At 73.4% G+C, this 24,986-nt stretch carries 23 protein-coding genes and 1 pseudogene; 12 read left to right on the forward strand and 12 right to left on the reverse strand.

The window, feature by feature from the left end; genetic code table 11:
- Nucleotides 1–29: 29 nt before the first annotated feature.
- On the reverse strand, nucleotides 30–848 hold the full coding sequence (locus tag ABD340_RS31855) for a tyrosine-protein phosphatase (RefSeq protein ID WP_344594016.1): 819 nt from the start codon (nucleotides 846–848) through the stop codon (nucleotides 30–32).
- 274 nt (nucleotides 849–1,122) lie between these two features.
- On the opposite strand from ABD340_RS31855, the gene ABD340_RS31860 reads away from it, so the two are divergent.
- Nucleotides 1,123–2,154, forward strand: a complete 1,032-nt coding sequence (locus ABD340_RS31860; RefSeq protein WP_344594018.1) for a fatty acid desaturase family protein — start codon at nucleotides 1,123–1,125, stop codon at nucleotides 2,152–2,154.
- Nucleotides 2,155–2,174: 20 nt separating this feature from the next.
- On the forward strand, nucleotides 2,175–2,990 hold the full coding sequence (locus ABD340_RS31865) for an Fpg/Nei family DNA glycosylase (RefSeq protein ID WP_344594019.1): 816 nt from the start codon (nucleotides 2,175–2,177) through the stop codon (nucleotides 2,988–2,990).
- Between the two features lie 6 nt (nucleotides 2,991–2,996).
- Here ABD340_RS31865 and ABD340_RS31870 read toward each other — a convergent pair whose 3' ends face one another.
- The 6 genes from ABD340_RS31870 to ABD340_RS31895 form a co-directional block, all read right to left on the reverse strand.
- Nucleotides 2,997–4,232, reverse strand: coding sequence for a cation:proton antiporter (locus ABD340_RS31870; protein ID WP_344594020.1), 1,236 nt, complete (start codon nucleotides 4,230–4,232; stop codon nucleotides 2,997–2,999).
- A 62-nt stretch (nucleotides 4,233–4,294) separates the two neighbouring features.
- Nucleotides 4,295–4,777, reverse strand: a complete 483-nt coding sequence (locus tag ABD340_RS31875) for a cation:proton antiporter regulatory subunit (protein WP_344594022.1) — start codon at nucleotides 4,775–4,777, stop codon at nucleotides 4,295–4,297.
- 219 nt (nucleotides 4,778–4,996) lie between these two features.
- Complete coding sequence (locus ABD340_RS31880) at nucleotides 4,997–6,232, reverse strand: isochorismate synthase (protein ID WP_344594023.1); 1,236 nt, start codon at nucleotides 6,230–6,232, stop codon at nucleotides 4,997–4,999.
- A 215-nt stretch (nucleotides 6,233–6,447) separates the two neighbouring features.
- Nucleotides 6,448–7,041 (reverse strand): biotin transporter BioY, encoded by a 594-nt coding sequence (locus ABD340_RS31885; RefSeq protein WP_344594024.1) that lies wholly within the window; start codon nucleotides 7,039–7,041, stop codon nucleotides 6,448–6,450.
- A gap of 120 nt (nucleotides 7,042–7,161) precedes the next feature.
- The gene (locus ABD340_RS31890) at nucleotides 7,162–7,872 is read right to left on the reverse strand and encodes a spermine/spermidine synthase domain-containing protein (protein WP_344594026.1); all 711 of its coding nucleotides are present in this window, start codon (nucleotides 7,870–7,872) and stop codon (nucleotides 7,162–7,164) included.
- A gap of 84 nt (nucleotides 7,873–7,956) precedes the next feature.
- Nucleotides 7,957–8,475, reverse strand: coding sequence for a GNAT family N-acetyltransferase (locus ABD340_RS31895; protein ID WP_344594027.1), 519 nt, complete (start codon nucleotides 8,473–8,475; stop codon nucleotides 7,957–7,959).
- A gap of 182 nt (nucleotides 8,476–8,657) precedes the next feature.
- Here ABD340_RS31895 and ABD340_RS31900 point away from each other — a divergent pair, with 182 nt between their 5' ends.
- The 4 genes from ABD340_RS31900 (at nucleotide 8,658) to ABD340_RS31915 (ending at nucleotide 12,926) form a co-directional block, all read left to right on the forward strand.
- A complete protein-coding gene (locus tag ABD340_RS31900) occupies nucleotides 8,658–9,632 on the forward strand; it encodes a S1C family serine protease (RefSeq protein ID WP_344594028.1) in 975 nt (324 codons plus the stop codon).
- Nucleotides 9,633–9,808: 176 nt separating this feature from the next.
- Nucleotides 9,809–10,342 carry a hypothetical protein gene (locus tag ABD340_RS31905; RefSeq protein WP_344594030.1) on the forward strand — a complete coding sequence of 178 codons (534 nt, stop codon included), beginning with the start codon at nucleotides 9,809–9,811 and terminating at the stop codon, nucleotides 10,340–10,342.
- Between the two features lie 455 nt (nucleotides 10,343–10,797).
- Entirely contained in the window at nucleotides 10,798–11,427 is a 630-nt protein-coding gene (locus ABD340_RS31910; RefSeq protein WP_344594031.1) for a carbonic anhydrase, read from the forward strand.
- Between the two features lie 29 nt (nucleotides 11,428–11,456).
- Nucleotides 11,457–12,926, forward strand: coding sequence for a SulP family inorganic anion transporter (locus ABD340_RS31915; RefSeq protein ID WP_344594032.1), 1,470 nt, complete (start codon nucleotides 11,457–11,459; stop codon nucleotides 12,924–12,926).
- A gap of 76 nt (nucleotides 12,927–13,002) precedes the next feature.
- On the opposite strand, the gene ABD340_RS31920 is transcribed toward ABD340_RS31915, so the two are convergent.
- A complete protein-coding gene (locus ABD340_RS31920) occupies nucleotides 13,003–14,025 on the reverse strand; it encodes a GlxA family transcriptional regulator (protein ID WP_344594033.1) in 1,023 nt (340 codons plus the stop codon).
- 19 nt (nucleotides 14,026–14,044) lie between these two features.
- Between ABD340_RS31920 and ABD340_RS31925 the strand changes: the two genes are divergently transcribed.
- Entirely contained in the window at nucleotides 14,045–15,049 is a 1,005-nt protein-coding gene (locus ABD340_RS31925; RefSeq protein WP_425547484.1) for an NAD(P)H-dependent oxidoreductase, read from the forward strand.
- A 145-nt stretch (nucleotides 15,050–15,194) separates the two neighbouring features.
- Here ABD340_RS31925 and ABD340_RS31930 read toward each other — a convergent pair whose 3' ends face one another.
- Nucleotides 15,195–15,818 (reverse strand): TetR/AcrR family transcriptional regulator, encoded by a 624-nt coding sequence (locus ABD340_RS31930; protein WP_344594035.1) that lies wholly within the window; start codon nucleotides 15,816–15,818, stop codon nucleotides 15,195–15,197.
- 152 nt (nucleotides 15,819–15,970) lie between these two features.
- Here ABD340_RS31930 and ABD340_RS31935 point away from each other — a divergent pair, with 152 nt between their 5' ends.
- Both ABD340_RS31935 and ABD340_RS31940 read left to right on the forward strand, forming a co-directional pair.
- On the forward strand, nucleotides 15,971–18,283 hold the full coding sequence (locus ABD340_RS31935) for an MMPL family transporter (protein ID WP_344594037.1): 2,313 nt from the start codon (nucleotides 15,971–15,973) through the stop codon (nucleotides 18,281–18,283).
- 152 nt (nucleotides 18,284–18,435) lie between these two features.
- Nucleotides 18,436–18,639, forward strand: a pseudogene (locus ABD340_RS31940) (zinc-binding dehydrogenase); the annotation flags it as partial.
- On the opposite strand, the gene ABD340_RS31945 reads toward ABD340_RS31940, so the two are convergent.
- Together ABD340_RS31945 and ABD340_RS31950 are read right to left on the reverse strand one after the other, a co-directional pair.
- Entirely contained in the window at nucleotides 18,598–19,494 is an 897-nt protein-coding gene (locus ABD340_RS31945; protein ID WP_425547485.1) for an Rv2578c family radical SAM protein, read from the reverse strand. The pseudogene ABD340_RS31940 and the gene ABD340_RS31945 sit on opposite strands and share 42 nt — an antisense overlap.
- On the reverse strand, nucleotides 19,433–20,482 hold the full coding sequence (locus ABD340_RS31950; protein ID WP_344594038.1) for a hypothetical protein: 1,050 nt from the start codon (nucleotides 20,480–20,482) through the stop codon (nucleotides 19,433–19,435). The genes ABD340_RS31945 and ABD340_RS31950 overlap by 62 nt, the downstream gene beginning before the upstream one ends.
- Before the next feature lie 142 nt (nucleotides 20,483–20,624).
- Here ABD340_RS31950 and ABD340_RS31955 point away from each other — a divergent pair, with 142 nt between their 5' ends.
- The 3 genes from ABD340_RS31955 (at nucleotide 20,625) to ABD340_RS31965 (ending at nucleotide 23,673) form a co-directional block, all read left to right on the forward strand.
- A complete protein-coding gene (locus ABD340_RS31955; RefSeq protein ID WP_344594039.1) occupies nucleotides 20,625–22,223 on the forward strand; it encodes a glycoside hydrolase family 10-like protein in 1,599 nt (532 codons plus the stop codon).
- A 55-nt stretch (nucleotides 22,224–22,278) separates the two neighbouring features.
- The gene (locus tag ABD340_RS31960) at nucleotides 22,279–22,494 is read left to right on the forward strand and encodes a DUF3040 domain-containing protein (RefSeq protein WP_344594040.1); all 216 of its coding nucleotides are present in this window, start codon (nucleotides 22,279–22,281) and stop codon (nucleotides 22,492–22,494) included.
- A gap of 678 nt (nucleotides 22,495–23,172) precedes the next feature.
- Nucleotides 23,173–23,673 carry an ATP-binding protein gene (locus tag ABD340_RS31965; RefSeq protein WP_344594041.1) on the forward strand — a complete coding sequence of 167 codons (501 nt, stop codon included), beginning with the start codon at nucleotides 23,173–23,175 and terminating at the stop codon, nucleotides 23,671–23,673.
- 65 nt (nucleotides 23,674–23,738) lie between these two features.
- Here ABD340_RS31965 and ABD340_RS31970 read toward each other — a convergent pair whose 3' ends face one another.
- Nucleotides 23,739–24,893: a helix-turn-helix transcriptional regulator gene (locus tag ABD340_RS31970; protein ID WP_344594042.1), complete on the reverse strand. Its 1,155-nt coding sequence runs from the start codon at nucleotides 24,891–24,893 to the stop codon at nucleotides 23,739–23,741.
- Between the last annotated feature and the right edge of the window lie 93 nt (nucleotides 24,894–24,986).

The following is a 24,986-nucleotide window of genomic DNA, read 5'->3' on the forward strand; positions in this document are numbered from 1 at the left end:
TTTATTCGCGAAGCCCCCTACCACGAACCTCAATTGAGAAGACGGCCCCGGAGTGATTCGGTGTCCTCGGGGGACCAGCCATGGTCGGCCAGCCACGTCAGGGTGCCGCCGTGCTCCTCGTCCACCTTGGCCAGGAACTTCTCCATGCTCACCGGGCGTGGGACGTGGCTGTCGGCGGGACGGGAGTCCAGGTCGGCCGCGTAGGTGTCGCTGGCGCGCAGCCGGGTCAGGATCGCCTCGATGCGTTCGCCGCTCTGGGCGTAGTCGGCGACGATCGCCTCCCGGGTCACGCCGGCGATCTCCAGCGCCATCGCGCAGACCACGCCCGTGCGGTCCTTGCCCGCCGCGCAGTGCACCAGGGCCGCGCCGTCGGAACGGGTCATCACGCGCAGCGCCGCGACGATGGAGTCGGCGCGGTCGCGGATGTAGCCGAGGTAGTGGCCGATCGAGCGGTCGCTCTCGGCGGCGTCTTCGTTGCGGTTCTGCCAAGGCAGTACCTTGTCGATGTCGACTTCGCCGTTGCCGGACGCGGGGGTGTCGGCGGCCACGTCCGTGTGCCGGCCGCCCTCGGGGAACAGCGACAGGTGGTGCACGGTGATCGAGGGGGTCCGGGTCAGCGGGCCGGGGCCTTCCAGGCGTACCTCGGCGGTGCTGCGCAGGTCGATGACGTTCTTGAGTTCGTAGTCGTCGAGCAGGACCCGTAGGTCGGAGACGGTCAGCCCTTGCAGGTTGTCGGAGCGCAGCACCCGGCCGCGCCGTGTCGTCCGGCCGTCGGCCGTGGGGAGTCCGCCGAGGTCGCGGACGTTGACAGCCCCGTCCAGATCGATCCACCGTGAGCGCGCGTTCATGACCTCTGAGCCTATATGCCGGGTCTGCGGGGATTGTCACCCGGTCTGTGGGGCGGCGGGACGTCGCCGCGTGGCGTAGGGAACGTGGACGGCACCCCCCTTGCGGCGTGAGTCGGGCGGGTGGGAGATGAGACCTGCGAGCCAGGGTGGAGATGGCTCTGCGGCGGGGTGACCCACTGATCTTGGGCCCTCTAGCCTTCGGAGTGCTGTTTCCCTCGGTCGCGTTCGTCCGAGCGCTTCCGCCTGCCGACCCCCCGTGAAAGGGAGGCCCCGCATGACCGTCAGCCTTGAGGCCCGGCCGGGCCGTCGTTCCGGTGCCAGCGACTTCGGCCCGCTGGCGCGGCAGGTGCGTGAGGCCGGGTTGCTGGAGCGGCGGCGCGGTTACTACGCGTGGGCGATCGGCGCGAACGTGGCGGCCACGGCGGGGACGTGGGCCGCCGTCGGGTGGTGGGGGGCGTCGTGGTGGGTGGTGCTGCTGGGGGTTCCGCTGGCGGTGCTGTCGGCGCGGACCGGGTTCTTGGGGCATGACGCGGGCCATCGGCAGATCGCCAAGTCGCATCGGGCGAACCGGTGGCTGGGGTACCTGCTGGGGAACCTGATGCTGGGCATGGGGTACGGGTGGTGGAACGACAAGCACAACCGGCATCACGCCAATCCCAACCATGTCGATAAGGATCCCGATGTGGGCGAGGGCGTGTTCGTGTGGACGCGGGAGCAGGCGGCGGCGCGGCGCAGCGGGCTGGCGGAGTGGATGACGCGCCGGCAGGCGTGGTTGTTCTTTCCGTTGCTGCTGCTGGAGGGGCTGAACCTGAAGGTGAGCAGTGCGCTGGATCTCAAGCGGCTCCCGGTGCGTGACCGGGTGCTGGAGGGGTCGTTGATGGCCGCGCACACTGCGGGGTATGTGGGGCTGGCGTTCGCATTGCTGTCGCCGGGTAAGGCGGTGGCTTTGATGCTGCTGCACCAGGGGCTGTTCGGGGTGCATCTGGGGAGTGCGTTCGCGCCCAATCACAAGGGGATGGCGATGCCGGGGCCGGACGAGCGGTGGGATCATCTGCGGCGGCAGGTGCTGACGTCGCGGAACGTGCGCGGTGGTGCGGTGAACGACTACCTGCTTGGCGGGTTGAACTACCAGATCGAGCATCACCTGTTCCCGAGCGTGGCGCGGCCGAACCTGCGGAAGTTGCAGCCGCTGGTGCGCGAGCACTGTGAGCGGGTGGGGCTGGCGTACGCGGAGACGGGGCTGCTGGACTCCTACGGGCAGGCGCTGCGGCACATGCACGACGTTGGGGAGCCGCTGCGGTCGTGAGGCGCCTATGCTGATCGGTCATGCCTGAAGGTCACACGATTCACCGTCTGGCCGCCGAGCATCTGCGGATGTTCGGCGGCCTGCGTGTGTGCGCGTCGAGTCCGCAGGGGCGGTTCGCCGAGGGTGCGCGTCTGCTGGACGGTCTGATGCTGCGGGACGCCGACGCGCATGGGAAGCATCTGCTCGTGGGGTTCGGTGAGGACGGGGACCGGGTGCTGCACGTGCATCTGGGGATCTATGGCAAGTACACGTTCGGGACGGGGCCTGCTCCGGCGCCGGTGGGTGCGGTGCGGTTGCGGTTGACGGGTGCGGCGGGGTACGCGGACCTGCGTGGGCCGAATGCGTGTGAGGTGCTGGATCGCGGCGAGGTGAAGGTGCTGCGGGATCGGCTGGGGGCCGATCCGTTGCGGGCCGATGCCGATCCGGAGCTGGCCTGGCGGCGGATCGCGCGGTCGCGGACGAGTGTCGCGGTGTTGTTGATGGATCAGTCGGTGGTGGCGGGTCCGGGGAACATCTACCGGGCCGAGGTGCTGTTCCGGCAGGGGGTTCACCCGCTGGTGCAGGGGAGTGCGCTGGGCCGTGGGCAGTGGTCGGCGATCTGGGACGACCTGGTGGTGCTGATGGCCGACGGGGTCCGGGCGGAGCGGATCGACACGGTGCGTCCCGAGCACACGCCGGAGGCCATGGGCCGTCCGCCGCGGGTGGATGAGCACGGCGGTGAGGTGTACGTGTACCGGCGTGCGGGGTTGCCGTGTCTGGTGTGCGGTTCTGAGGTGCGTACCGAGGTGGTGGCGGGGCGGAACCTGTTCTGGTGCCCTGTGTGCCAGGCGGTGTAGCCGTTTCTATCGGTTGGCTTCGGCCTTGGCCTCGGCCTCCGGGGCGGGGATCTCGTCGGGGTCGTCGTCGTGGCGGGGGTGTGGGGCGCGTCTGCCGCGGATGGCGTGGGCGAGGGGTTCGGCGGTGCGGGCCAGGAGAGGGCCGGCGACGGCGAGGATGAGGACGTAGGCGGCGGCCAGCGGGCCGAGCTGGGCGTTGGTGCCGGCGGAGACGGCCAGTCCGGCGATGACGATGTTGAATTCGCCGCGGGGTGTGAGGGCGGCGCCGGCGCGGAGTCGTCCGGTGAGGGCGACGCCGGCGCGGCGTGCGGCCATCCAGCCGGTGCCGAGTTTGGTGGCGATGCCGGCGAGCGCGAGGAGAGCGGCGATGCCCAGGACGGGGGGCAGGTCGCCGGGGTCGGTGTGCAGGCCGAAGAAGACGAAGAATACGGCCGCGAACAGGTCGCGCAGAGGGGAGAGGATCTTCTGGGCGGTGTGTGCGAGGGGGCCGGACAGGGCGATGCCGACGAGGAAGGCGCCGACGGCCGCGGAGACCTGGAGTTGCTGGGCGATGCCGGCGACCAGGAGGGTGAGGCCGAGGACCTTGAGCAGGAGGACTTCTTCGCTGGGGCTGGCGACGAAGCGTTCGACGAGGTTTCCGTGGCGGAGTGCGACGTAGAGGATGATCGCGATGGTGACGGCGGAGATGCCGAGGGCGGTGGCGCCGCCGATGAGTCCGGCGCCGGCGAGGAGGGCGGTGAGGATGGGGAGGTAGGCGGCCATGGCGAGGTCTTCGAAGACCAGTACGGACAGGACCGCGGGTGTTTCGCGGTTGCCGAGCCAGCCGAGGTCGCCGATGACTTTGGCGGTGATGCCGGAGGAGGTGACGTAGGTGATGCCGCCCATCGCGACGGCGGCGACGGGTCCCCAGCCGAGGAGGAGGGCGGCGATGACGCCTGGGGCGGCGTTGAGGGCCAGGTCGAGGAGGCCGACCGGGGCGGAGGTGCGGAGGGTGCCGACGAGTTCGCCGGCGGTGTACTCCAGGCCGAGGGTGAACAGCAGGAGGATGACTCCGACTTCGGCGCCGATGGCGACGAAGTCCTCGCTGGCGCCGAGGGGGAGGATGCCGCCGGAGCCGAAGGCGAGTCCGGCCAGGAGGTAGAGCGGGATGGGGGAGATCGAGAAGCGGGTGGAGATCGCGCCCAGGAGTCCGAGGGCGAGGATGATCGCGCCGAGCTCGATCAGTTGTACGGCGGTGTGCATGGTTCTCTATCCGTCGGCGTGGTCGTCGGCGGTCGGCCCGGCCCGGGGGGTGGGGCCGGGGGTCATCCCTGGTCGAAGATGGCGGTGACGGCGGCGACGCCTTCGTCGGTGCCTACGACGACGACGATGTCGCCGGCTTCGATGGGGGCGTCGGGGCGGGGGCTGGCCTTGACGTGGCCGTCGCGGACGATGGCGACGATGGAGGCGCCGGTGCGGGTGCGGACGCGGGCGTCGGCGAGGGGGCGTCCGGCGTAGGGGGAGCCGGGGGCGATGGGGATCTGTTCGGTGATGAGGCCTTCGACCTGGCGGTGCAGGTCGGCGAGGCGTTCCACGACGCGTCCGGTGCCCAGCAGTTCGGCGATGGCGTTGGCCTCTTCGGTGCTGAGTTTGACGGTGACGACGCAGCTGTCGGGGTCGTCTTTGTCGTAGATGACCAGGTCCTTGCGTCCGGTGCGGTGGGAGACGACCCCGATCTGGCGGCCGCGGCCGGTGGTGAGGACATGCTGCAGGCCGATGCCGGGCAGCGCGGTCCGTTCGACGTCCACGTTCCTTCTCTTTCGTTGGCGTGCGTCTGGCGCGCGGGTGTGTCGCGCGCGGGTGCCGCGTCGTGGGACGGCCGGGTGCGCGTGTGGCCCCGGGTTCGCTGCCGGGCCGTCCCGTGGTCACCGTCGGCCATGATCGCAGATGGGCGGCATCTTTCCCAATTCGGGCGGTCGGTGACGTTCCGGCGGAAAAGGGGTCCGTGTGAGGCGAGCGGGGCGGGGTCAGCCTTCGAGGGCGTACTGCATCACGCGGAACTTGCTCTGCGCCTCGGCGAGTTCGGCGGCGGGGGCGGAGTCGGCGACGATGCCGCAGCCGGCGAACAGGCGGGCGCGGGTGCCTTCGATCTGGGCGCAGCGCAGTGCGATGCCCCATTCGCCGTCGCCGCGGGAGTCGACCCAGCCGACGGGGCCGGCGTAGCGGCCGCGGTCCATGCCTTCCAGTTCGCGGATGAGCTGGAGTGCGGTGTCGGTGGGGGTGCCGCAGACGGCGGGGGTGGGGTGCAGGGCGGCCAGGACGTCCAGGACGGAGCGGTCGGTGTCGAGGCGGCCGTGGACGGCCGAGGCCAGGTGCATGACGTTGGCGAGGGTGAGCAGCTCGGGTTCGTCGGGGACGGTGAGTTCGGCGCACAGCGGGGCGAGTGCGTCGCGGACCATCTCGGCGGCGTAGGCGTGTTCCTGGCGGTCCTTGGCGGAGGCGAAGAGGCGGGCGGCGCGGGCGGCGTCGTCGGCGGGGCCGGTGCCGCGTGCGGTGGTGCCGGCCAGGACGAGGGAGTCGAGGGTGCCGCCGGTGCGGCGGATGAGCAGTTCGGGGGTGGCGCCGACGAGCCCGGCGCAGGAGAAGGTGTAGCAGCCGGGGTAGGCGGCGGCGAGGCGGCGCAGCAGGACGCGGGCGTCGATGGGTTCGTCGGCGTGCGCGTGCAGGTCGCGGGCGAGGACGACCTTGCCGAGCCGGCCGTCCCGGATGCGGTCGACGGCGGCGGCGACGGCGCGTTCCCAGCCGGGTGCGGTGAGGGCGCCGTCGCTCCAGGTCAGCCGGGTGGTGGGGTGGGGCGGGTGGAGGAGTGCGAGGGGGTCGCCGTCGGTGCCGACGGTGGTGAGCCAGGCGTGGCCGTCGCGGCGGCCCAGGATCCAGCGGGGGACGATGAGGACCGAGTCGGGCGACTTGGGGTCGAATCCGAAGCCGCCGAAGGCGACGGGGCCGGTGCCCGGCAGCCGGAGGGGGTCGTCGATGGAGGCGGTGCCGAAGACCTCGCGGAGCCACCGCGCGGCGACGGCGAAGCGGTCGGGGCCGCCGGGCGGTTCCAGGCGCGCGGCCTCGCCCCAGCCCACGATCCCTTCGCCGTGCCGGATCCAGGCCAGTGCGGCGGGGTGGGGGAGGCGGGCGATGAGGTCGCCGGGGTCGGGGATGTGGACGGTGCGTACGACCAAGCGGTCGGGTGCGCTCACGGCCAGGTTCACGGGTGCCACTCTACGACAGAGTTGAACCTGTTCAAACAGGCGTGCCGGGCGGTCCCCGTGAGGTATGTGCCACATCCGGCCATCCCGCTCGTGGTCGGCGCGGCGAGGGCGCGGCGAGGGCGCGGCGAGGGCGCGGCGAGGGCGCGGCGAGGGCGCGGCGCGCGCCCTGCCGGCGCGCGCCGCGTTCCGCCGTGCCCGTCGCGGGCTTCGGGTGGTCAGTCGGTGCGGGCGCGGCGGCCGACCAGCGCCCAGGCGGCGGGCAGCAGGCCGGCGGCCAGCAGCACCTTCAGCGCGTCACCGGCCAGGAACGGTGTGACGCCCAGTTCCAGGGCCCTGCCCAGGTCGACGCCCAGCGAGGCCATCAGGTACGGCACGCCCGCCGCGTACATGATCGCGGTGCCCAGCAGCATCGTGCCGACCGTGCGGACCGGGGTGCGGTCCCCGCCGCGCTCGGCCAGGCGGCCCACCACCGCGGCGGCCACCACGAACCCGATCACATACCCCAGGGTCGGGATGCCGGTGCCGGACTGGCCGTCGACGAACCAGGGCACGCCCGCCATCCCGGCCGCCAGGTAGAGGGCCATGCCCAGCGCGGCGCGGCCCCAGCCGAGGGCGGCGCCGGCCAGGAGCACGGCGAAGGTCTGCCCGGTCACCGGGACGGGGGTGCCCGGCAGCGGCACGGCGATCTGGGCGGCCAGGCCCACGAGCAGGGCCGAGCCCGCCACCAGCGAGGTGTCGCGGGCCAGGGATCCGGGCAGCAGGTCGCCCAGGACGGTATCGCGCCGCCGGGCTGCGTGGACGGTAGCCACAAGTCCCTCCAAGGAGTTTGTTCCTGGCCGAAACCTAGCGAACCGGTCGTTTCCCGGACATGTGCGGGTCTACAGAACCGGCGGCTCCGGCTTTGTCGGCCCCCTTCGGAGTGCTCGCGCCTACGCGCTCGGCCCGGGCCGGTCGCGGGCGAGGAAGACCACGTCGGGCTCGCCGCGCGGGACCGGTACCGGCACGACCTCCACGTGCGCGAACCGCTCCCGCAGGAGCGTCTCGAACGCGGGTGCGGCGCCCGCGCTCCACACCGCCAGGACGCCGCGCCGGGTCAGCCGGGTGCGCAGCGACTCCAACCCGCCCGGCCCGTACAGGCGGGCGTTGCCGGGCGTGACCGTCCATTCGGGGCCGTTGTCGATGTCCAGGCACACCATGTCGAACCGGGCGCCGCCGCCCTCCACGGCCGTCGTGCCGGGGGACAGCCAGTCGACCAGGTCGCCGCACACCACCCGCACCCGCGGATCCTCCAGCGCACCGCCCGACCACGCCGCCAGCGGGCCGCGATGCCAGGCGATCACGGCCGGTTCGCGCTCCACCACGACCACCTCGACCACGCCCGGCAGCCGCACCGCCTCGGCCAGCGAGAAGCCCACGCCCAGGCCGCCGATCAGGACCCGCACCGGACCGTCCAGCCCGGCGGCCGCGGCCCGCACCAGCAGCCGCTCGGACTCGCCGTTGCGGGTGTCCATCAGGAACACCCCGTTGCTGATGATCTCGTGGTGGCCGCCGGGCGCCCGGCGCAGCACCAGCTCTCCGCCGCGCCCCTCGGCGCGCTCGAGCACCACCGGCTGCGGGGACGCCTGCCCGGGAATCACCATGCCTCCGACCCTAACGATCTCTACCCGCCCGGCGGGCCCGGAACGCCGAGCCCCGCGCCCGGACCTCCGGGCCGATCCCGGGGGTCAGGGGCGGGGGTCGGTGCGCAACAGGCTGTAGATGACCCCGTCCCGCCACGCCCCGTCCCGCCACGCGCACCCGCGCATGATCCCCTCCCGGACGAACCCCGCCTTCTCCAGCGCCCGCTGCTCGGCCACGTTGCCGGTCTCGGTGTCGGCCTCGAGCCGGTGCGCCGTGGTGTGGTCGAACAGGTATCGGGCCAGCAGCCGGTGCGCCTGCGTCCCGAGCCCGCGGCCCCGCGCGTCCGGGAGCATCGCGATCCCCAGCACCCAGCAGTACGAGGACCGCGTAGTGCGCCGCCGCCCCCAGCTCACGAACCCCAGCGAGCCGGTGTCGCCGGCCACCATCAGCGTGCCGCCCTCCGGCCCCAGTAGCGCGTTCTCGGCCCACGATCGCCGGTAGCGCATCGGGTCGCCGTATCCGAACCACGCGAACTCGCCCGTGACCTCCGGGTTCTCGGTCAGCGACTCCAGTACCGCCAGATCCGCCTCCCGCACCGGCCGGAGGCTCACTTGATCATCCATTCCCCGATTATGCGGCCGCGGCCGACCCGCCGGCCGGCATTCCAGCAAGATCAACGACCGGCGGAGGCGCACCCGCGCCCGCGACCGTGCCCGCCGTCCGTCCGCCGCCCCGATCGATCGGACGGGAAGGTTTCTTCACCTTTCGGTGTTGCCGTGTAACCATGTAATCATCGGAAGGTGCGATGAGCTTCGAACCTCAGGAACCCCGGCCGCCCGGCGACGCCGGAGAGACGCCGCTGGACGCCTACTCCCGCGTGGTCTCGGCCGTCGCCCGCGAACTCACCCCGCGCGTGGCGGCGCTGCGCGTACGGCACGGCGGACGTGAGGGGGCCGGCTCGGCGGTCGTCTTCACCGCCGACCGCTTCCTGCTCACCAACGCCCACGTCGTCGGACGATCCCGCGGCGGGCAGGCCGCCTTCGCCGACGGCACCACCGTCTCCTTCACCGTCGTGGGCACCGACCCGCTGTCGGACCTGGCCGTGATCCGCGCCGATGGCGCCACCCCCGGCCCCGCCACCCTCGGCGACAGCGACCGGTTGGTCGCCGGGCAGCTCGTCGTCGCCGTCGGCAACCCCTTCGGCCTGGCCGGATCGGTCACCGCGGGCGTGGTCAGCGGGCTGGGCCGCTCCCTGCCCGCCCGCAGCGGCAACGCCGCCCGGGTCATCGAGGACGTCATCCAGACCGACGCCGCCCTCAATCCCGGCAACTCCGGCGGTGCCCTGGCCGACTCCTCGGGACGCGTCGTCGGCGTCAACACCGCCGTCGCCGGGATCGGTCTCGGCCTGGCCGTGCCCATCAACGCCACCACCCGCCGCATCATCGGGTCGCTGATGCGCGACGGCCGGGTCCGCCGCGCCTTCCTCGGCCTGGTCGCCGCGCCCGTCCCCGTCCCCGCGGCGCTGCGCCCGCGGCTCGGGCAGGACGAGGCGCTGCGGGTCGCCGACGTGGTCGCCGGCAGCCCCGCCGCCCGCGCCGGGCTGCGCGCCGGCGACCTGGTCCTCACCGCCGGCGATGCACCGGTCAGCCATGCCCAGAGCCTGCAGCGGCTCATGTTCGCCGAGGCGATCGGACGCCCCCTGCAGATCACCGTCCTGCGCAACGGCGCCCTGGTCGACGTCATCGCCGAGCCCGTCGAACTGGACACCGAGCACGCCTGAGGGTAAGCGGACTCTGGCGGTAACGCCGTCAACCCGGAGGGTGAGCGTCGTTTCGCACGCCGTTATACGGAAAGCAATACCGTCGTAACACGCTGACCACTATTGTCGATGGGGGAAGATCAACAGGGGCGCGCACCGGTGCGCCCATCGGCGAGACCGCGGAGGGGGAGGTGCGCGTGACCCGGTGCCACGGGCCATGCTCCACCGCCGCGTCCCTCCGGACGGCGCTGGTCCTGCTGCTCGGCGTGGGCATGCTGCTCACGCTCGGCGCGGCCGTGTCCAGCGGCGCCACCACCGGCCCCGCGCTGCCCGCACCCGCCATGGCGGGTGCGGGCAGCCTCGCGGCCGGTCCCGAAACCGGTCCCGAAACCGGTCCCGAAACCGGTTCGAGTCGGGCCGCCGACCCCTTCGGCCCCGGCGAGGCCTCAGCGTCCGGCAGGGCCGCCGCCGCGGCGGCCAGGGTCTTGATCAGCGTGTGCGAGGAGCACGAACGACCCCGCGAGGGCGTCGGCCACTCCCACATCCGGCTGCGCTGCACCGTCTCCGACATCCGACTGCTCAAAACCCCCGACGACCTTTCCCAGCCCTACCTGGACGACCGCCGCGCCAGAGCCGCCGTCCAACCCCGCGACCATGACGGGCGCCCCCGTGCGTCCCGCCACAGGACCGCGGGGGATACCCGCGCCTTCCTACAGGTCTTCCGCTGCTGACAGGTCCGCCGGTGAGGCGATCCCACCGCCCGGCACCCCGCCGATCCCGCCACCCGGCGCGCCACGCCGCACACACCCCAGTGCGCGAGACGTGCGTGCCACCGTGCCCGCCAGCGTGTCGGCCGCACCACGCGGCTGAGACCGCGGCCCACGGTCCCGCCACCGCGGCCGACCGTGTGACAGGCGGAACCGGCAGGCGGTGACGGCCGTGCCGATCCCATCGGATCGGCACGACGGGAGCACCGGGCAGGGTCCGCCGACGACCGGCCCGTTCGCCTCGCAGCATCAGCGCGCCCGCCGTCCCACGGCCGCGACCGCACCACGATCACACCGCGACCGCACCATGACCACACCGTGGCCGCGGCGTCACGCGGCGCGCGCGAACGCATCACACGACCGATGCCCGCTCCATCGACGTGGCCGCCCGACCGCGGCACACCTTGGGGGATTTCAGCATGCGCTCTTTCGTCGAACACGCCCGCTCCTTCCGCGACCGCATGGCCGCAGACGGCCCGTCCCTGGCGCCCCTGGCCGACGGCCAGTCGCCCCTGGCGCTGTTCATCACCTGCTCCGACTCCCGCGTCGTGCCCTCCCTGATCACCGGGGCGGCACCCGGGGACCTGTTCGAACTGCGCACCGCCGGCGGCATCGTGCCCCGCTACGACCTCGGCCGCCCCTCGGGCGAGGCCGCCACCATCGAATTCGCCGTCGAGGTCCTCGGCGTCGCCGACATCATCGTCTGCGGCCACTCCCAGTGCGCCGCCGTCGCCGCCCGCGTCCGCGGGGACGACCTGTCCCACGTGCCTGCCATGGACGGCTGGCTCAGCCACCCCGCCACCACCCCCGACCAGGCACCCGGCGACGGCCCGGCCACCGCCGCCGACGGCCCGGCACGGGCGCGGGCCGAACTGTCCGAAGCCGTCCGCCGGCACGTCCTGGCCCAGCTCGACCGCGTGCGCGGCTACCCCTGCGTCGCCGACCGCCTGCGCCAGGGCCGCATCGGCCTGCACGGCTGGTTCTACGAGGTCGATACCGGCACCGTGTCCGCGCACCGGCCCGCCGACGGCGCCTTCCAGCCGCTCTGACCGCTCCACCAGCCGAATCGGGGAACCCCATGACCGCCACCACCTGGCGGCGTGACATCGCCGCCTCACTCGTCGTGTTCCTGGTCGCCCTGCCGCTGTGCGCGGGAGTGGCCGTCGCCTCCGGCGTGCCCGCCGAACTCGGACTCATCACCGGCATCGTCGGCGGGCTGGTCGCCGGACTGCTGCCCGGCAGCAGCCTGCAGGTCTCCGGGCCCGCCGCCGGCATGACCGTCCTGGTCTTCGAAGCCGTCCAGCGTTACGGCGTCGCCGCCCTGGGCACCCTGGTCCTGGCCGCCGGACTGCTCCAGCTGATCCTGGGCGCCCTGCGGATGGGCCGCTGGTTCCGCGCCATCTCCGTCGCCGTCGTCGAAGGCATGCTCGCCGGCATCGGCCTGACCATCATCGCCGGCCAGCTGTACGCCATGGCCGGCGTCACCGCCCCCGGCTCCGGCCTGGCCAAGCTCGCCGGACTGCCCGGCCTGCTCGGCGACGCCCTGGCCACCCCCGCCGCCGCGGCCTCCCTCGGCCTCGGCGCCGCCACCATCGCCGTCCTGCTGGCCTGGCCGCACCTGCCCGCTCGCATCCGCGTCGTGCCCGGCCCGCTCGCGGCCGTCGCCCTGGCCACCGCCGCCGTCCCCGTCCTGGACCTGCCCGTCGACCGCCTTCAGGTCCAGGGCCTGCTCAGCGCGATCCAGCCGCCCGGCCTGGACGACCTGGCCCCGCTCACCGAACTGGCCGGGCTGGGCACCATCGTCGCCTTCGCCCTCATCGCCTCCGCCGAAAGCCTGTTCAGCGCCGCCGCCGTCGACCGCATGCACGACGGCCCCCGCACCGACTACGACAAGGAACTCATCGCCCAAGGCGCCGGCAACACCGTCTGCGGCGCCCTGGGCGCCCTGCCCATGACCGCCGTCATCGTCCGCAGCGCCACCAATGTCCAGGCCGGCGCCCGCACCAAGGCCGCCCGCGTCCTGCACGGCCTGTGGCTGCTGCTGTTCGCCGCGCTCCTGCCCGCCGCGCTCGGCCTCATCCCCCTGGCCGCCCTCGCCGGCGTCCTGGTCCACGCCGGCTGGAAGCTCCTGCCCACCGCCGAACTCCGCCCGCTGTGGCGGCGGCACCGCGGCGAGGCCGTCGTCCTGGTCTGCACGGCCGTCGCCGTGGTCGCGCTCAACCTGTTCGAGGGCGTCCTGCTGGGCCTGCTGCTGGCCGTCCTCAAGACCGCCTGGGACACCTCCCACGTCCACCTGGAGGTCACCGACGACGGCGAAGGCCCCGTCCACGTCGCCCTCACCGGCAACGCCACCTTCCTGCGGCTGCCCAAAATGCTCGGCACCCTCGAAGCCCTGCCCCGCGACCGGCCCATCGAACTGGACCTGTCAGGCGTGCGCCACCTCGATCACGCCTGCCGCACCGCCCTGACCGCCTGGGCCGACCAGCACAACCAGGAAGGCACCCCCGCCGTCTCCGTCCCGCCCGACCTGGTCGGCGCCCGCACCTGACCCGCATCCCGCGGGCACCCCGGCCCTTGCCCCCGGTCCAAGCGGACCGGGGGCAAGGGCCGGGGACGGTTCAGCCTCAACTGGCCCCGCCCGCCCCCGCGCCGACATCGTCGGAACGGCCGTCCAGATCGCCTTCCGGCGAATGGACGCCGCGGAAGGTGACGCGATAGGCGCTGGGGGAGACCCCCAGCGCCGCCTGCATGTGCTGGCGCAGCGACGCCCCCGTTCCGAAACCCGCCTCGACCGCCACCCGGTCCACCGGCATGTCGGTCTCTTCCAGCAGCTGCCGTGCCCGCTCCACCCGCTGCCGCACCAGCCACCGCCCCGGCGACACCCCCACCTCCTCCCGGAACCGCCGGGTGAAGGTCCGCACGCTCATCGACTCCCGCCCCGCCAGCTCCCGCAACGTCAGCGGCCGGTCCAGATGCTCCAGCGCCCACGCCCGCGCCGCCCCCGTCCACGCCACCCCCGGCTCGGCCACCGGCCGCGGCACGAACTGCGCCTGCCCGCCCTCCCGATGCGGCGGCACCACCGTGCGGCGCGCCACCTCGTTCGCCACCGCCGCCCCATGATCACGGCGGATCATGTGCAGGCACAGATCGATCCCCGCCGCCTCGCCCGCCGAGGTCAGCACCCGCCCGCCATCGGTGTAGAGGACATCGGGATCCAGGTCCACCGACGGGAACAGCTCGGCGAACCGCGCGCACGAACGCCAGTGCGTGGTCGCCCGCCGCCCCTCCAGCAGCCCCGCCGCCGCCAGCACGAACGCGCCCGTGCACACCGACGCCACCCGCGTGTCCGGCCCGATCGCCGCCATCGCCGCCGCCACCGGCCCCGGCAGCCGCGCCGACCGCTCGTCCTGCTCGTGCGAGGCCGGGACGATCACCGTCCCCGCCCCCGCCAGCACCTCCGGCCCGTGCTCCACCAGCACCGTGAAATCGGCGTCGGTCCGCACCCGCCCCGGCACCGGCGCGCACGTCACCACCTCGTACAAACGCGCGCCGCCCGGCGCCTCGCGCGCCTCCCCGAACAGCTGGTGGACGATCCCCAGCTCCATCGGCAGCACACCGTCCCGCACCAGAACCGCCACACGCTCCATGGCCCGATCCTTGCACATCATGGCCATCAGGCCACTCGTGACGCCCGCGCCCGCGCGCCAGCATGGAACACGACCGGACGGCTTCGACTGCAAGGAGGCGGACACCGTGAACGTCCTGTGGGTCTTCGCCCACCCCGAACCGCGCTCGCTCAACGGCGCCCTGCGCGACCAGGGTCTGCGCACCCTGCGCGAGCTCGGCCACCAGGTGCGCCAATCGGACCTTTACGTCATGGACTGGAACCCCGTCGTCGACGCCGCCGACTTCGGCCACGACCCCGGCCGGCGGCTGCTGGTCGGCGCCGAGTCCGAACACGCGCACGCCGCCGGCACCCTCAGCGCCGACATCCGCGCCGAACAGGACAAACTCGCCTGGGCCGACACCGTGGTGCTCCAGTTCCCGCTGTGGTGGCACGGGATGCCCGCCATCCTCAAGGGCTGGTTCGACCGCGTCTTCGTCCAGGGCTTCGCCTTCGGCGTCACCGATGAGCAGGGCCGCACCCTGCGCTACGGCGCGGGCAACCTCGCCGGCAAACGCGCCCTGGTCGTGGTCACCGCCGGCGCCCGCTCGACCGGCCTGGCAGCGCGCGGCATACACGGCGACATGGAAGAACTGCTGTTCCCGCTACTGCATGGCACCCTCTGGTACACCGGCATGTCCGTGCTGCCGCCGCTGACCGTGCCCGGCGCCGACCGCCTCACCGGCGACGGCTTCCCCCACTGGGCCGCCCGCCTGAGCCGACGGCTGCGCGGCCTGGACACCGACGCCCCCATCCCCTACCGCCGCGAACTGGGCGGCGACTACGACGACGACCTGTTGCTGCGCCCCGACCTGGCCCCCGGCGGCACCGGCCTGACCATCCACGACCGCCGCTCCCACCACCGGCCCGCCCGCCCGGACCGCCAAGCCCCGGCCGCGCACTGCGCCTCCGGGGCCGGCCAGGCGACCCCCGGCCGTTCACCCGACCACGACGACTCCCGCCAGCGCATGGCGGGACGTGGCGCGGGCGAGGAGCCCCGGGCCTGAAAGGGCGCCGTCCACCGTCCTGCCCGTCGCCGGGGACATCCCCTGGACGGCCGCCCGGAGCCGCCACGCGGCCCGGGGCGGCCGGACGTGGGGACGGAAGAAGCCGCCCACCTGCCGGATCGTCCGGCCGAGCGCGGGACGCCCGTCACGCCCGCCGCTGCTCCAGCGGCTCCAGATAGCCGCGCAGCACCTTCTTCACCTCGGTGATCATCGCCTCGCGCTCGTCCCCCCGCGACGAGGTGACCAGCGGCACCATCGCCTGGAAGATCTGGATCATCACCCGGGCGCTGCGGGCCCGTTCCCCCTCCGGCACGCCCGGCGCCCGCGCCGCCAGCACCGCCTCGACCCGCCCCAGCAGCGCCGTCTGGATCGGCCGCGCCGCCGAGGCCAGTCCCGCGGGCATGTCCGGCCGCGCGAACAGCGCCTTGAAACCGGGGTTGGCGATGTTGAACGCCAGGATCGGATCCAGCATCCGGTCGATCATCTCCGGCAGGAGCGGCCCGACCAGATCACCCGACTCGAACGCCTCCCGGTGCGCCCGGCCCATCTGCTCCACGAAACGGTCGGCCAGTGCCTGCGCGATGGCCTCCTTGTTGGAGAAGAACTGGTAGAGCGATCCCGGCGAGATCCCCGCCGCCGCGGCGATCCGGTTGGTCGTGGCCGCCTCGTACCCGGCCTCGGCGAACACCTTCGCCGCCGCGTCCAGGATCTCCTGGATCCGACGCTCACCGCGGGCCTGCCGCCGCGGCGCCCGCACCTGCTCGCCCATCGCTCCCCGCCCCCTCCTCGCACCCGTCCGCACCCGCACCGAGCGCCCGCCCGCGGGTGCCCGGCCCGAGGAGTATTGCAAATACGAGTACTTGCTCGTATTCTCCCCCTTTGAACACGAGTTGATACTCGCATAATCGTCCAGGGGGACGCATGTCCGCAAGCCTCGGCCCGCCCACGTCACCGGCGGCACCGCCCGCACCCGCCCGCTTCCGTCCCGGACGGTTCCTCGTCGCCCGCGCCCGCTGGATCGTCACCGCCGGACTGGCACTGATGATCCTGGCCGGAGCCGTCGGCGCCGGAACCATCGACGCGCTGTCGCTCAACCGCTTCGAAGCACCCGGCTCACCGTCCATGGCCGCCCGCGACGCCCTCGCCCGCACCCACTCCACCGGCGCCCCCAACGTGACACTGCTGGTCACCGCGCGCACCGGCACCGTCGACACGCCCCGGGTCGCCGCCGCCGGCCGCGCCCTCACGGCCGAACTGGCCGCCCGCCCCGGAGTCGGCGACGCCTGGTCCTACTGGACCCGCGGCGGCCCCGGCACCCTGCGCAGCGGCGACGCCCGCCACGCCCTCATCATGGCCTGGATCCCCGGCGACGCCGACCGCGTCCGCCGCGACCTCCTGCCCGAACTGACCCCCCGCTTCACCCGCGCCGACGCCGACATCACCGTCCGCGTCGGCGGCGGCGACGAGGTCTTCCGCCAGGTCATGCAGCAGGCCCGCCAGGACTTCCTGCGCGCCGAGGCGATCGTGCTGCCGCTGGTGCTGCTCCTGCTGTGGGCGGTCTACCGGCGCCTGGCCGCCGCGCTCGTCACCCTCGGCATCGGCCTGTTCGCCGTGCTCGGCTCCCTCGCGCTGCTGCGCGGCGTCATCGCCTTCACCGAGATCTCCACCTTCGCCTCCAACATCGCGCTGGTCATGGGCATCGGCCTCGGCGTCGACTACGGCCTGTTCGTCATCTTCCGCTTCCGCGAGGAACTGCGCCGCGGCGCCACCGTCCCCGACGCCGTCGCCCGCACCGTCCGCGGCGCCGGGCGCACCGTCCTGTTCAGCGGCCTCACCGTCGCCGCCTCCCTGGCGGTGCTGCTGGCCTTCCCCTTCCCGTTCCTGGCCTCCTTCGCCTACGCCGGCGTCGCCGTCGTCATCGCCGCCGTCCTGGGCGCCACCGTCCTGCTGCCGGCCGCCCTCGCCCTCCTCGGCCACCGCGTCGAACGCCGCCGCCCGCCCGTCCACGCCGCCCGGTCCGGCACCGGGGCGGGCACCGGCGGGTTCTGGTACGGCGCCGCCACCCGCGTCATGCGCCGCCCCCTGCTGCTGGGCGGCGCCGCCCTCGGCGTCGTCCTGCTGCTGGGCGCGCCCTTCCTCGGCGTGCGATTCGGACTGCCCGACGACCGCGTCCTGAACTCCTCGGCCCCGGTCCGGCAGATGTACGACCAGATCCGCAGCTCCTTCACCGTCGAGGAGGCCGACGCCCTCCAGATCGTCGCACCCGACGTCCCCGCCGCCACCGACCCCGCCGCCACCGGCGCCTACGCCGCCCGGCTCTCCCGCGTCCAAGGCATCGCGCGGGTCGACTCGGCCGCCGGATCCTACGCCCAGGGCCGCCCGGTCCCCGCCCCCGTCGCGACCCGCCACAGCGCACCCGCCGGTACCGGGACCTGGCTGTCGGCCGCCCCCACCTCAGACCGCCTCGCCTCCGACCCCGTCGGCCTCGTACGGGACATCCGCTCCACCCCCGCCCCCTACAAGGTCCTGGTCGGCGGCTACCCCGCGGAACTTGCCGACTACCGCGACGGCGTCACCGCACGCCTCCCGCTCGTCGCAGCCCTCATCGTCGCGGTCACCTTGGTGGTGCTGTTCCTGATGACCGGCAGCGTGCTCGCCCCGCTCAAGGCCACCGTCCTCAACATGCTCAGCCTGTCGGTGATGTTCGGCGCGCTGGTATGGGTGTTCCAGGAAGGCCACCTGTCGGGACTGCTCGGCTTCACCCCTACCGGGACGATCGAGCCCAGCATCCCCATCCTGATGTTCTGCATCGCCTACGGCCTGTCCATGGACTACGAGGTGTTCCTGCTGTCGAGGATCAAGGAGGAGTACGACCGCACCGGCGACCCCGCCGGCTCGGTCCCGCTCGGCATCGCCCGCAGCGCCCCGCTCGTCACCGCCGCCGCCCTCATCCTGGCCGTCTCCTTCGCCGCCTACGCCACCGGCCGCGTGGTCTTCCTCCAACAACTCGGCATCGGCATGTCCCTGGCCGTCATCGTCGACGCCACCCTCATCCGCGGCGTCCTGGTCCCGGCTTTCATGCGCCTGGCCGGCCACGCCAACTGGTGGGCCCCCGCACCCCTGCGCCGCCTGCACGACCGCATCGGCCTCACCGAAGGCCCCCTCCCCGCCCCGGAGGACGCGGACGCACCCGACCCGGCCCTGGCCACCGCATCCGCCAAGCACGTCCACTGAGCACCTGACCGCAGCACCGCGGACGACCGAGCCGGCCTCGGTGGCTCGAACCCGCGGCCGACGATTGAGGGCGGCGCCGGAGACGGCGCGGCCGGAGCGGCACCACGTGCGGTACGGACGCGTCCCGCCTCACGGCCCAAGACCGGTCACCGATGACCGCCGCCGGAAGTGCACGGCAGGCCTCCGCGCCCCTGGGAGCCGACGAGGTCATCGATTACACACAGGAGGACTTCGCCCAACGCCTCAGTGGCCTCGACATGGTGATCGACCCGGTCGGCGGCGACCACGGGCCGCGGTCCCTGCGCACGCTGCGGTCAGGTGGGCAGCGTGAGTTGCTCAGGCGCGGTGCGGCGGGCGGGCGCACTGGTGGGCCGGCGGATCGGGCGTGGCGCTCGGTGGCCTATGCCGTGGCGCTCCGCCAGGTCCCGCACGCGGGCGGCGATCCGGTCTTGGAACTCCCGCGGAGCGTACGCGCGGCCCCCGTACAGCCGCGCGTACGCTGCCACCAGCTCCGGGTGATGCCGGCGCAGCCACGCCAGGAACCACTCCCGCGCCCCCGGCCGCAGATGCAGCGTGATCGCCGACACCGACGTCGCGCCGGCCTCGGCGATACGCCGTACCGCCGCCTCCAGCTGCTGCGGCGAATCGGTCAGATACGGCAGTACCGGCCCCATCAGCACTCCGCACCCGATCCCCGCCTCGTTCAGCGCCGCGCACACCTCCAGCCGCCGGTCCGGCGCCGGCGTCCCCGGCTCCACCAGCCGCCACAGCTCCCGGTCCACGAACCCCACCGACACCGCGGTGCCCACCTCGGTACGCTCCCGCGCCTCCAGCAGCAACGGCAGATCCCGCAGGATCAGCGACCCCTTGGTCAGGATCGAGAACGGGTTGGCCGCGTCCCGCAGCGCTTCCAGGATCCCCGGCATCAGCCGGTAACGGCCCTCTGCCCGCTGGTAGCAGTCGACATTGGTGCCCATCGCGATGTGCTCGCCCCGCCACCGCGGCGCCGCCAGCTCACGGCGCACCCGCTCGGCCGCGTTCACCTTCACCACGATCTTGGAATCGAAGTCGGCGCCGGAGTCCAGATCCAGGTACTCGTGCGTCCGCCGGGCGAAGCAGTTGTGCGAGACCACCCCGGCGGCGATGAAATCACCCGTCCCCGTGGTGATGTCGTACAACGCCGCCTCCAACCCGAGCGGCTCCACCGACACCACCGTTTCCTCGGCCTCCAGCGCCACCCCCTCCAGGCCGCGGCCGCGCCCGCCCGCCGGATCGAGGGTGTGCAGCAGCCGCAACCGCGCCGCAAGGCCCGCCCGCGCACCCCGCCAGGCCCAGCCGGGCCAGGCCCCGCTCGAGACGCGACAGCACCGCGGGGGAGAGCGGCCCCGGCACGGGGCCCAGGACGCCCGCGTCATACGCACCGGCCAGGAACCCCTTGTACCAGCCGTCGGACGGGCACCGCGGCCACCGCGCCACCTCACCGGCCGGTACCTCGCCGAAATCGGCCAGGTACTCCAGTACCCGGTCCCGCACCGGCGCCTCCGCCGCCGCGAGCCGGTGCAGGACGTGACCGCCCGCCCCCGCACCGCAGCGCACCATCGCGCACAGGTAGCCGCGCCGGTAGTCGGCGTCGTCCTTGGGCGGCTCGGCGAAACCACCGCCCACCCCCACGAGCCGGTCTCCGGCCGACAGCGCCCCGGCGCCCGCGGGGCGGCCGCCGCCGTGCACGGCGACATGCCGCCAACCGCGGTCGGTCAGGAAACGGTGCTCACCGCCGGCCACCAGTTCGGTGCCGCCGCCCAGCACCACCCGGTAGGCGGGCCTGAACGTCCGCCAGCGGGCCAGGACCTCGGTCACCACCAGCCTCCGCCCGGCATCGGTGTCGCGCGTGCCGCAGACGCGGTCGCCGGGACGCAGATCCCGCAGCGGCCGGGTGCTCCCGTCGGCCGTCAGCACCGGCGTCCCGCCCTCCAGGCAGTACGAGCACGCGTGCGAGCACCCCCGGTACGGATTGATCGTCCACCGGAACGGCGACCGCGAGGCGGCCGGCACCCGGTTGATCAGCGTTTTGGCGTGCACCTCGTAGAAGGTCATGCCGCGGAACTCGGGGGTGTCGAACGTGCGCGCCACCGCCTGCCGCTCGATCAACGGCACCGCCGCACTCTCGTCCTCGTCCAGCCGCAGATGATCCCAGCGCACCTGGCGACACCCCCTCTCGAACACCTGAACGATAGAACTGGTGTTCGATGATCGCAAACCGGCCGCCGACATCCCCCGTTCACCTGCGCACCCGCGTGTTCCGTCCATGGCACCGCAACGGATACGTAACAATGGCTCGCCTATGACTTGGCGACCCGGGATCCTCACCAACTCCGCCGCCGCGGCGCTCGCCGCGGCGGCGCTGACCGCCTGCCTGCCGGCCATCGGCGGCACCGACGCCGAACAGGCCCCGCCGCCGGGTGCCAAGGGCGAATGCGCGGCGATCAAACCGCCGGGCGACTCCCGCGCCCGGCAGCTGCGCGGCATGTGGATCGCCACCGTCGCCGGGATCGACTGGCCCAAGGACGCGGCCAGGGGCAGCAGGGAACGCCAGCAGGCCGACTTCCGCAAGCTGCTCGACACGGCCCAGGCGATGAACCTCAACGCCGTGTTCGTGCAGATCCGCCCCAACTCCGACGCCTTCTACCGCTCACCGTATGAGCCCTGGTCGCAATGGATCACCGGGACGCCCGGCAAGGACCCCGGCTACGACGTCCTGGACTTCATGCTCAAAGAGGCCCGCAAGCGCAACCTGGAGTTCCACGCCTGGTTCAACCCCTACCGCATCAGCCGCCAGGACGACCTGAACAAGCTCGCCCCCAACAGCCCCGCCCGGCAGCACCCCGACTGGGTCCGCAAGTACGGCAAGGGGCTGTGGTACGACCCCGGCCTGCCCCAGGTCCGCGACCTGGCCACCAAGGCCGTCCTGGACGTCGTCCGCAAGTACGACATCGACGCCGTCCACTTCGACGACTACTTCTACCCCTATCCCGAGGGCGGCGCCGACTACCCCGACCAGGCCGCCTACAAGGCCTACGGCAAGGGCGCGAGCAAGGCCGACTGGCGCCGCCAGAACGTCGACACCCTGGTCCGCTCCCTCTCGCAGAAGATCCACGACGCGAAACCCTGGGTGCGGTTCGGGATCAGCCCCTTCGGCGTGTGGCGCAACAAGACCACCGACCCCGCCGGATCGCCCACCAAGGCGCTGCAGAGCTACGACGACCAGTACGCCGACACCCGCAAATGGATCAAGGAAGGGTGGGTCGACTACATCACCCCCCAGCTGTACTGGCCCATAGGCGATGCGCGCGCCGACTACGCCGGGCTCGTCGACTGGTGGGCCGACCAGGTCGAGGGCACCGACGTCGAGCTGACCATCGGACAGGCCGCCTACCGCGTCGGCGAGGACGCGGTCTGGCGCAAGCCCGACGAGCTGTCACGCCACCTGACCCTCAACCGACGCCACCCGGCCGTGCGCGGCGACGTCTATTTCAGCGCCTCCAGCCTGGCGGCCAACAAGCACGGCTTCGCCCAGCGCCTGCGCGCTGACCACTACTCCCGGCCCGCGATCCCGCCTCAGGCCAAGGGGCGCGGCGGCCGCGCACCCGCCGCCGTCCGCGAGGTGCGGGCCACCGCCGAGAGCCAAGGCAAGGGCGTGCGCGTGCAGTGGCGCCCCGCAAAGGGCGCGGCCGCCTACGCGGTCTACCGGGTGGAGGGCGGCAAACCCGGATGCGCACCCGTCGACCCCGGAACACTGGTCGCCGCCGTCCGCGGCGGAGGCGTCATCGACCCCGCCGCCAAGGCCGGGAAGACCTACACCTACTACGTCACCGCACTGGACCGGCTGCACCACGAAAGCGCCCCCGCACGGGGCGCGACGGTTACCGCCGCGGGGGGATAATGATCTTGAAGCCGGGGGAGGAAGCAATCACCTGAACGCCCCCGGAGGTATGAGCATGGCGCTGTCGATGGAGGAGCGGCGAATCCTCGCGCAGATCGAGGTCCGACTCAGCGAGGACGACCCGCGGCTGGCCCATCGTTTCGCGGAACTCGGCAGGACCCGGCCCCGCCGGCGGCGCCGCCGGCGCACCAGGATCATCGCCGCCGCGGCCGTCGTCGCGCTCGTCGCACTGAGCGCGATCATCGCCGCGATCGTCACCGCCACGGCCTGACCCCGCCCTCCTCCACCGCACAGCGACGCCCACCCCGGACGCTGGGACGCGCGACCGCGGCGGCCTCCGGCCGACCGAGCCCGAGGACATGGACGACTTCCACCTGCCCTTGGCGCTGAGCGGCGGAACGAACGCCGAGGCCCCGGCGAGATCGCGATCTCGCCGGGGCCTCGGCGTTCAAGCCGGTGTGGTGGTCGCCTCACGGCGAAAGGCACAACGAAGCTCCATGCCCGGACCGGAACGGCCCGGCGGTATTCCTCGAAGGCGAAGGGTAGGCCCGGGGGACACATGCCACACCGACACCAACCACCATAACGGCTACAAGGGGTGCGCATTCCCCATCTAGCCGTGTGTCTCCGATCACCTGTCCCCGGAGCTAGTCTGCCCTGAGCCCGTGCACCGGCATCCCGGGGCAAGCGTCCAGATTGGTGATGGACGCGGGGAAAAGCCATGGACCCCGTTCCAGATCGGCCCGGACGCCCCGCCACCGCCGGACGCGTCCGGCCGGCCGCGGAGGGCCGTTGCGGCGGGGTGCGAGCATCCTCACCCGCACCGGCACGGGGAACTCCCGGTCCGGCCAGATCTGCGAACGGGGCCCTATCGCGCGACGCTGGCCGGGAACATGCCAGGTAGCCGCGCTGACCTGCGGCAACGGGCACCATGTGAGGAGACGGGGCATTGACCGCGAACGGACTGGGAGTCGAAGGACGAGGGCGGCAGGACGAACGGGCCGCCTCCTGGGAGCTGCCCGCCGAGCCGGGCAGCGCCGCCGCCGCGCGCGCCCTCACCGGCCAGGCGCTGCGCGAATGGCGGGTGAACGACCAGGGCGACGTCGACGACATCGTCCTGATGGTCGACGAGCTGGTCACCAACGCGATCGTGCACGGCCGGGGAGGGGTCCGGCTCCGGCTGCGGCTGGAGGACACGCTGCTGCTCGCCGAGATCGGCGACGACCACCCCGCCTCGCCCACCCCGCCCGGCCCTGGGCACGCCGTCCTGGAATGGGCCGAGGACGGCCGCGGCCTGCTGCTGGTCGGCGCCCTGGCCACCGCGTTCGGCACCCGTCCCGAAGCCCGCGGCAAGACGGTCTGGTTCTCCCGCGCCCTCAGCGCCGTCGACGGCCGCCACACCGCCACCGACGTCCCTCCGGCCGAGGCCGCCTCGGTCTCCTCACCCTGACCCCTGCTTCGCACGCCGCCCGCCACCGACGCCCAGCCCGGCACGTACCGGCCCGGACCCGTCTCTCAGACCTGCAGAGGGCAGCGGTCGGTCAGCCATACCTCCTCCTCGTCACCCTCCTCGTCACCGTCCACCACCGGAACCGACGGCGGCTCATCGGTCAGCCGGTCCAGATGCCACTCGATGTGCGCCAGCGGACCGCGCCAACCCGCCAGCAGATCCGCCAATGGCCGCGCCGGACCCGGCACCCCCGACGGGCTCGGCTCGGGGAACTCGCCCTCCCACAACACGTCATCGGAATCGGCGCACCAGTGCCCCGCCGCCTCCAGCACCTCCTGCAGATCGCGGGCCAGCTCGCCCAGCGACCGCAACGCCATCGCGTCCTGGATCATCCGCTCCCGCGTGTCATACGGCAGGTCCCCCTCGAACTCCGCCGGGAAATCGGGACGGCGCCCCTCGTACACCGGCGCCCCGCCGGTCGCCGCGGCCCGCACGGCCGCCACCTGCCACCGCGTCCACTCGGCCAGATGGCCCAGCACCCCGCGCAGCGCCGCCGCGCCCTCGGCGCCCTCCGTGCCCGCACGGCCCGCCCGGACCTGCGAGGCCGACTCGCGCAACCGGCCACGCACGTGGTCGAGCCGGTCCAGCGTCCACGCGCGCGCACGCGCCGCCCCGGCCGGGCCCCGCGGCGCCGCCTCCGCGCGCGGCCGCGGCACCGGAACCCGCAGCGCCGCCAGCAGATCGTCCAGATCGCGCATACCCGCCGCCCGCCCAGACAGGTAGGCCGCGCCGATCCGGTCGAGCCGGAACATCCGCGGCCCGTCCCGCATCCGGCACCAGCCCACCAGGTACTCCGCATAGGGGGCGACCACCAGCCCGTGCGCCTCCACGTCGCGGAAGCTGCGGCCGCCCGACCGGTCGGTGTAGGCCAGCCGCACGACCCGGCGGGTGCGGACCGCTTCGGCGAGGGTGTCGTGCACCGGCCCCATCAGCGAGGCCACCTCCGACAACGCCGGCGGCGGCGCGCCGGAGGCCAGGGCATAGCCGCGCCCCCGCTCCGACCGCACCGGAAGCCCGCCGTGGATCAGCAGCTCCAGATCACGGCGGACGGTACGTCCGCTGACCTCCAGCCGCCCGGCCAGGGCGTCGGCGGTCAGGGGCTCGGGGGAGGCGGCGCGCAGCTCGGCGACAAGGGCCAGCAACCGGTCGACGCGATTCACGCCCACCATGGTGACCCGCGCCACCGACAATGTTCAGACCTTGGCAAGCCTGACGTCACCGGCGCGCCAGGGCGGCGCTGCGCCAGGCCCCCC

It is taken from the genome of Actinomadura vinacea (assembly GCF_039532545.1).
Lineage (GTDB): Bacteria > Actinomycetota > Actinomycetes > Streptosporangiales > Streptosporangiaceae > Spirillospora > Spirillospora vinacea.